This is a genomic window from Nonomuraea sp. NPDC001636 (genome assembly GCF_040298265.1).
GTDB lineage: Bacteria > Actinomycetota > Actinomycetes > Streptosporangiales > Streptosporangiaceae > Nonomuraea.
In genome coordinates, this window is record NZ_JBEOZT010000056.1 from 19,519 (window position 1) to 28,495 (window position 8,977).

The 8,977-nt window shown below is 72.5% G+C and carries 2 protein-coding genes; both read left to right on the top strand.

Annotated features, from left to right (window positions below; all coding sequences use genetic code 11):
• The first annotated feature begins 88 nt into the window (after positions 1-88).
• Positions 89-3,367 carry a LamG-like jellyroll fold domain-containing protein gene (locus ABT158_RS49665; protein WP_352366248.1) on the top strand — a complete coding sequence of 1,093 codons (3,279 nt, stop codon included), beginning with the start codon at positions 89-91 and terminating at the stop codon, positions 3,365-3,367.
• A 20-nt stretch (positions 3,368-3,387) separates the two neighbouring features.
• The coding region (locus ABT158_RS49670; RefSeq protein WP_352366250.1) for an RHS repeat domain-containing protein at positions 3,388-8,977 on the top strand (5,590 nt) is incomplete at its 3' end.

Here is an 8,977-nt window from a genome sequence, read left to right on the forward strand (position 1 = left end):
GACGTACGGCATTACGCGGGTGACAATCCGTTCGTCAATCGAAGATCGCCTGGTCCCGCGCGGACCTCTGGTCGACATGCGAGGACCGATGCGGGTTGGGCGTGGGCTGGTCGCGGCTGTCTTGGCGTTCACGATCCCGGCGGTGCCGCCCGCCGGCGCGGAGCCGCCGGAGGCAGGCGCGCCTCCGGCGGCGAGCGCGCCCCCCGCGCTCTCCGCGCCCCTCGCGCCGGAGACGGCCGCGACCGCCACGGCCAGGCGCACCGGCCGGCCGGTCGAGATCGAGTCGATGCGCAGCGAGACCCGCCAGGTCTTCGCCCGCCCGGACGGCACCTTCACCCTCGAACAGCACGCCCGCCCCGTCCGCGTCCGGCAGGCCACCGGCTGGGTGCCCGTGGACACCACGCTCCGCCTGCGTCCCGACGGCGCGGTGGAGCCGGTGGCGACGGCGGCCGGGCTGACCTTCTCCGGCGGGGGCGGCGGCCCGCTCGCCCGCCTGTACCGCGGCGGCAAGGCCCTGGAGCTGACCTGGCCGGGCACGCTGCCCAGGCCCTCGCTCGACGGCGACACCGCCACCTACCCCGAGGTGCTGCCCGGCGTGGACCTGCGGGTCACCGCCGACGTGGACGGCTTCTCCCACGTCCTGGTGGTCAAGACGCGGGCCGCCGCGCGCGCCCTGCCCGACCTGGACTTCCCGCTGTCGGTCAGCGGCCTGTCGCTGACCGCCGACAAGGCGGGCAACCTGGAGGCGGTCGACCGCACCGGCGGCACGATCTTCATCGCGCCCACCCCCACGATGTGGGACTCGACCGGCGCCGGCGAGGCCGCGGTCAAGGAGGGCCGCGCGCCCGAGGCCCGCCAGGCCACCATGGGCGTCTCGCTGGAAGGCAGGAAGCTGCGGCTGCGGCCGGACCGCGCGATGATGAGCGACCCGAAGACCCGGTACCCGGTGTTCCTGGACCCGTACTTCTCGGCCGCCCGCGGCGCCTGGACCGCCGTGTGGAGCAACTGGCCCAGCTCCAACTACCTCAACTCCAGCGACGTCGCCCGCGTCGGGCACGTCAACTCGCAGACCAACCGCTCGTTCTTCCAGATGAACACCGGCTCCACGATCCACGGCAAGCAGATCATCAAGGGCACGCTGCGCACGTACGAGACCTGGTCGTACTCGTGCAGCGCCCGCGCGGTCGAGGCGTGGTCCACCAACACGATCAGCAAGAGCACCACCTGGAGCAACCAGCCCAAGTGGGTCAAGAAGCTGTCCACGGTGAACGTGGCCAAGGGCTGGGGCTCGGCCTGCCTGCCCGGCGGCGTCGAGTTCGACGTCACCTCCCAGGTCGCCGACGCCGCAGCCAACAAGTGGGCCAACATCACCGTCGGCCTGCGCGCCACCAGCGAGACCGACCAGTACGCCTGGAAGAAGTTCCGCAACAACCCGAGCCTGGTCATCGAGTACAACTCGCTGCCCGCCGACCCGGTGGCGGCCGACGCCTGGTCCGACCCGGGCGGCCCGTGCGTCTCCGGCGACGACCGGCCGATCATCAGCACGCCCACGCCCAAGCTCTGGGCCCGGCTCAAGGACGCCGACAACTCCGTCAGGGGCCGCTTCGAGTGGTACCGGGCCGACGGGACCAAGGCCGGGGAGTACCTGACCCCGCTGGGCTCGACCGGCACGGCCTTCTCCGCCCTCGTCCCGCAGAGCCTGTACGCCGACGGCGCGCTGGTCCGCTGGCGGGTCCGCGCCGAGGACGGCAAGGCCAACAGCGCCTGGAGCCCCTGGTGCGAGGCCACCGTGGACGCCACCGCCCCCGGCCGGGAGCCCGAGGTGTCCTCCGACCGGTTCACCGAGAACGGCTGGAGCGACGGCGTCGGCCTGGCGGGCCGGTTCACCTTCGCCCCCAACGGCGTCACCGACGTCGCCGCCTACGTCTACGGCCTGGACACCACCCCCAAGACCGAGGTCCCGCCCGCCCAGGACGGCACGGCCGCGATCACCCTCACCCCGCGCCACGACGGCCCGAACGTCCTGTCGGTGCGCAGCAAGGACCGCGCCGGGCAACTCGGCCCGATCCGCACCTACGTCTTCAACGTCAACGCCGGACGGGGACCGGCCGGCCACTGGCCCATGGACGAGGGCCAGGGCGGCACCGCCGCCGACGCCGCCGGCGCCCACCCCGCCACCCTGTACGGCGCCACCTGGACCTCGGGCCGGACCGGCGGCGCGCTGAGGCTGGCGGGCGCCTACGCGCAGACCGGCGGCCCGGTCGCCGACACCGGACGCAACTTCGCCGTCGCCGCCTGGGTCCGGCTGACCGGCACCGCCGCCTCCGCCACCGCCGTCACCCAGGAGGGCGGCCGGACCGGCGCGTTCTCCCTGCAGTACAGCAAGGCCGACAACCGCTGGGCGCTGGCCGTCACCGGCGCCGACGCCGACGCCGCCACGGCCGTGCGCGCGCTGTCGGCCGCCGCGCCCCGGCTGACCGAATGGACCCACCTGACCGGCGTCTACGACTCGGCGTCCGGCCAGATCTCGCTCTACGTCAACGGCCGGCTGGAGTCCTCGGTCGCCGTCCCCGCGCCGTGGAACGCCACCGGCCCGCTGACCATCGGCCGCGGCCGAGCCGGCGGCGCGGCGGCCGACTTCTGGCCCGGCGACGTGGACGACGTGCGGCTCTACGGCCGCGCCATGTTCGCCGACGAGGTCGCCGACCTGGTCAACAGCGCCGCCACGCTGGTCGGCCACTGGAAGCTGGACGAGGACGGCGGCCTGTCGGCGGCCGACTCCTCCGGCCGGGCCACGCCCGCCGCGCTGGCCGGCGCCGCCGGCTGGACCGACGGCTGGCTGGACGGCGCCCTCGCGCTCGACGGCGCGACCGGCTACGCCCAGACCGCCGCGCCCGCCGTCGCCACCGGCTCCGGGTTCACCGTCGCCGTCTGGACCCAGCTCGACTACCTGCCCGCCAAGGACACCGCCGCCGTCGCCCAGCCGGGCGCCAGGGCGGCCGGGTTCCAGCTCGGCTTCGACAAGGAACAGGGGCGGTGGGCCCTCGGCATGGCCGCCGCCGACACCGACACCGCCGCCCTCGTCCGCACCCGTTCGGACGCCGTCCCCGCCCCCCTGGAATGGACGCACGTCGCCGGCGTGTACGACGCCCTGGCCGGCGAGCTGCGCGTCTACGTCAACGGCCGCCTGTCGGCCACCACCGTCACCCCCCACGTGAGCACCTGGACCGCCACCGGCCCCCTGCAACTGGGCCGGACCAGGACCGCGGGCGTCTTCACCGGCTACTGGCCGGGGACCGTCGACGACGTCCGCACGTACGACGGCGTGCTCAGCGCCGAGCAGATAGCCCAGCTAGCAGCCCAGTAGGCCCCTCCCTGGGAGAATCCGTGGACAGTGAGTTAGACCTGCCAGAGCCCAACTGGAATCGTTTTCAGCAGCCCGCCGCCGAACCCGACGCCCCCGACCCCCGCTGGAACCGCTTCGAGGGCGTCAAGCCCGAGACCGCCTGGCCGCGCAGGCTGGCGACCGTGCTCACGGTCGTGCTCCTGGCGCCCATGGCGTACGCGATGCCCGCCTCCGCCGCGCCCCGCAAGGCGCCCACGGTGCAGAAGGAGACGCCGGTCAAGGGCGGGAAGGTGCCCGTCCTGCCGCCGCTCGCCGATCCCGCCGCCGAACAGGCGTGGAAGGCCCCGCCCAAGGTCACCTGGCCCGCCGCCGGCACCGCCGAGCTGGGCGGCGCCGCAGAGAGTGCCGCCACGCTCTCCGCCGGGTTCCCGGTGCGGCTCGCCCCCGCCGCCAAGGGCGTGGCCGCGGCCGAGGCCGTCCCGGTCAAGGTCGAGCTGCTCAGGACCGACCTGCTCGGCGTCGCGATGCGCGTCTCACCCGGCCAGGGCGTCACGGCGGCCAAGGCGGCCGGGAAGACCCGGCTGGAGATCGACTACTCCGGCTTCCGGTACGCCTTCGGCGGCGACTACGGCGCCCGGCTGCGCATGGTCAAGCTCGACGAGTGCGCGCTCGACGCCAAGGCCGCCGCCACCTGCGCCGCGCCGCAGCCGGTCCGGAGCGACAACGACGCCAAGGCGGGCAAGCTGACCGCCGAGGTCGAGACCACCGGCCTGTACGCCGTGACCGCCGCCGCCTCCGGCCCGTCGGGCGACCACGCCGCCACCTCGCTGGCCGCCTCGGCGAGCTGGAGCGTCGGCAACCAGTCCGGCGACTTCTCCTGGAGCTACGACCTGCGCACCCCGCCCGCCCTGGGCGGCGACGAGCCCGACCTGTCGCTCGACTACTCCTCCCAGAGCGTGGACGGCCGCACCGTCTCCACCAACAACCAGCCGTCCTGGGTGGGGGAGGGCTTCGAGCTGAACCCCAGCGGCTACGTCGAACGCCGCTACAAGGCGTGCATGATCGACGGCAAGAAGACCGGCGACCTGTGCTGGGACCAGGACAACGCCACCCTGTCGCTCGGCAACTCCGCCGTCGAGCTGGTCAAGGACGCCGCCACCAAGCAGTGGCGGCCCAAGCGCGACGACGGCACCCGCATCGAGTACCTCACCGGGGCGACCAACGGCGACAACAACGGCGAGTACTGGCGGGTCACCACCGCCGACGGCACCCAGTACAGCTTCGGCCTGAACCGCCTGCCCGGCTGGGTCACCGGCAAGCCGGAGACCAAGTCGGTGCAGACCGTGCCGGTGTTCGGCAACAACAGCGGCGAGCCGTGCTACTCCAGCACCCCCGCCAACGCCTGGTGCCAGCAGGCCTACCGATGGAACCTCGACTACGCGGTCGACACCCACGGCAACGCCACCACGTACTGGTACGAGAACGAGAAGAACTACTACGGCCGCAGCATGAAGCCCGAGCTGGGCACCGTGTACGTGCGCGGCGCGTACCTGACCCGCGTCGACTACGGCTACCTGAACACCGAGCTGTTCACCAAGTCCCCGGCCGCCCGGGTGGTCTTCGACGTGGCCGAGCGCTGCCTGCCCTCCGGCACCGTCACCTGCGCCGCCGACCAGCTCAAGAAGGAGACCGCGGCGTCCTGGCCGGACGTGCCGTTCGACCAGATCTGCGACGCCGGGGTCAAGTGCACCGACCGGCTGTCGCCGACGTTCTTCTCGCGCAAGCGCCTGGCCAAGGTCACCACGCAGGTGCTCAACGCCTCCGGCCAGTACAGCCCGGTGGACTCCTGGACGCTGACCCACCAGTTCCCCGCCACGGGCGACGGCCTCAGCCCGTCGTTGTGGCTGGCCTCGGTGCAGCAGAGCGGCCACGTGGGCGGCACCCTGACCATGCCGAAGATCACCTTCAGCGGCGTGCAGCTGCCCAACCGGGTGGACGCCAACGAAGGACGCGCGCCGCTGGTCAAGTGGCGGGTCCAGGCGGTGAACAACGAGACCGGCGGCGAGCTGCGGGTCAACTACGCCGCCGCCGACTGCAAGCCCGGCGACGTGCCCGCCGCGGCCGACAAGAACAACCGGCTGTGCTTCCCGCAGCGCTGGGCGCCGCCCGACGAGGGCGAGGTCAACGACTGGTTCCACAAGTACGTCGTCACCCAGACCGTCGAGGTGGACCGCGTCGCCGGCTCGCCGAACGTGGTCACCGACTACGAGTACCTCGACGGCGCGGCCTGGCACTACGCCGACAACATCCTCGTCAAGCCCGAGCAGCGCACCTGGTCGGACTGGCGCGGGTTCGGCCGCGTCCGGGTGCGTGAGGGCGACGGGCAGGACACCCGGCGCACGCTCACCGAGTTCAGGTACTTCCGCGGCATGCACGGCGACAAGCAGGCCGACGGCTCCAAGCGCGTCGCGCAGGTCGTCGACACCGAGGGCGGCAAGCTGGACGACCTCGACCAGCTGTCCGGCTTCGAACGCGAGGAGATCCTCTACGACGGCGACAGCACGACGGTGCTCACCGCGACCGCCGAGGAGCCGTGGTCGCTCAAGACCGCCGAGTCCACGCAGGGCGGCGTCACCAAGACCGCCTACGTCGTCGAGCCCAAGTCGATGGTGACCCGCACGGCGCTGGCGGGCGGGGCGTGGCGGCGCACCGGCGAGGAGCGCTCGTACGACGCCAAGGGCCTGCTCACCCAGGTGGAGGAGAAGGGCGACCTGGCCACCGCCGACGACGACCAGTGCACCCGCTACACCTACGCCCGCAACGACACCGCCTGGATGCTCGACTACGCCAGCAGGATCCAGAAGGTCGCCGCGGGCTGCGGCACCGCCGTCTCGGCCCTGGCCGCCGGAGAGGTGATCTCCGACGAACGGGTCCAGTACGACAACAAGGCCTACGGCCAGGCGCCCACCAAGGGCGACGTGACCACCGTCCAGCAGCTCGGCGCGGCCGACGGATCGACCGTCACCGACAGCACCCACACCTACGACGTCTACGGCCGCGAGACCAGCGAGACCGGACCGGTCGGGACGAAGTCCACCATCACCTACAGCCCGGCCACCGGCGCCCCGGCCACGGAGATCGTCGAGACCAACCAGCTCGGCCACGTCGAGCGCACCCTCGTCGAGCCCGCCTGGGGCGAGCCGGTCGCCGAGGTCGACGCCAACGGCCGGCGCACCGACATGGAGCACGACGCGCTCGGCCGCCTGATCAAGGTCTGGCAGCCGGACCGCAGCAAGGCCGCCGGCCAGTCGCCCAGCACCGAGTACGCCTACACCATGCGCACCGACGGCCCCAGCGTCGTCACCACCAAGACGCTGCGCGCCGACGGCGGCTACACCGTCAGCCACGAGCTGTACGACGGCCTGATGCGCGAGCGCCAGACGCAGGAACCCGCCCCCCGCGACGACCAGACGCAGGACCCGGCGCTGCGCGACGGGCGCACGATCACCGACACCTTCTACAACTCGCTCGGCGAGGTGAGCAAGTCCAACACCGGCTACTTCGCCACCGGCACGCCCGCCACCGAGCTGCTCGCGGTCGCCGACACCGACGTGCCCACGCAGGTCGTGTCGGTCTTCGACGGCGCCGGCGAGGTCAACGCCCAGATCCTCAAGGCCAAGGGCGTGGAGAAGTACCGCGTCTCGGCCACCCAGCAGGGCGACCGCGTCAACATCACGCCCCCGGCGGGCGGCACCGCGACGACCCGCATCGGCGACGCCGACGACCGGCTCATCGAGCTGCGCCAGTACAAGGGCGCCACCCCGACGGGCCCGTACGAGTCCACCAAGTACACCTACGACCCCGCCGGCCGCCTGTCCACGGTGACCGACGCCGCGGGCAACGTGTGGCGCCACCACTACGACGTGCGCGGCCGGGAGATCAAGACGGAGGACCCGGACAAGGGCGTCACCACGATGACGTACAACGACGCCGACGAGCTGGTCAGCACCACCGACGCCCGCGGCAAGACCCTCTGGTACGTCTACGACGAGCTCGGCCGCAAGAAGGAGCTGCGCGACGGCTCGGCCACCGGCACGCTGCTGGCCGAGTGGAAGTACGACGCGCTGGCCAAGGGCCACATGAACGCCAGCATCCGGTACGCGGGCGGGCAGGCGTACAAGGCGGAGATCAACGCCATCGACTCCGACTACCGCACGCTGCGCGAGACGGTGACCGTCCCCGAGCGGGAGGGCAAGCTGGCCGGCTCGTACGTGCTCAACACCCGCTACACCCTCGACGATCAGGTGCAGTCGGTCAGCTTCCCGGCCGGGGGCGGGCTGGAGGCCGAGTCGGTGGTCTACTCCTACGACGAGCTCAGCCAGCCGACCAAGGTCAGCGGGCTGTCGTCGTACGTGACCGCGACCCGCTACTCCAAGCTCGGCGAGACCCTGCAGTACGAGCTGGGCTCCGGCGGCAAGAAGACCTGGCTCACCTACACCCATGACGAGTCCACCCGCAGGCTGACCAGGATGCGGCTGGACCGGGAGGGCGCCGCCGCCACCGACCTCGACCTCGACTACGCCTATGACGCCGCCGGCAACGTCACCAAGATCGCCGGACGGGCGGGCGGCCAGGACACGCAGTGCTTCACCTACGACCACCTGCGCCGGATGACCTCGGCGTGGACGGCCAACGACGACTGCGCCAGTGGCACGCCGGCCTCGGACAAGATCGGCGGCGTGGCGCCGTACGCGGTCAGCTACGCCTACGACGCCACCGGCAACCGGGTCAAGGAGACCAAGCACGCCTGGGGTGGCGCGCCCGAGGCCGTGCGCACCTCGGTCTACCCGGCGGCCGGCGCCAAGCAGCCGCACGCGGTGCAGAGCATCGGGGCCGACCTGTTCGCCTACGACGAGGCCGGCAACACCACCAGGCGCAAGGTCGGCACGTCCGACCAGACCCTCGTCTGGGACGCCGAGGGCAACCTGGAGTCGGTCACGGAGGCCGGCAAGACGACGTCGTTCCTCTACGACGCCGACGGCGACCGGCTGCTGCGCAAGACCGCCACGGACGCCACCCTGTACGTGGACGACATGGAGCTGCGCTTCGACTTCGCCAAGGACGCCGTCGAGCAGACCCGCTACTACACCATCAACGGCGAGCCGATCGCCGTCCGCACGCCCGACAACCAGGTCTACTTCCTGGCCGCCGACCACCAGGGCACCGCGCAGGCCGCGGTGAACGGCGGCACCGGCGAGCTGGCCGTCCGGCGGATGACGCCGTTCGGCGAGGACCGGGGGTCGCCGCCGCCATGGTGGCCGGGGCAGCGGTCGTTCGTCGGCGGCACCAAGGACCCGACAACCGGGCTCGTCCACCTGGGCGCCCGCGAGTACGACCCGAAGAACGGCCGCTTCCTGTCGGTCGACCCGATCATCGACGAGGAGGACCCGCAGCAGCTCAACGCCTACGCCTACGCCAACAACAGCCCCGTCAGCATGAGCGACCCCGACGGCCAGCTGTTCTGGATCGCCGTCGGCATCGCGGCGCGCATCGCGGCGCGGATCATCGCCAGGAAGCTGGCGCAGGCGGCGGCCCGGCGGGCGGCGCTCGCGGCGGCCCGGGCGGCGGCGC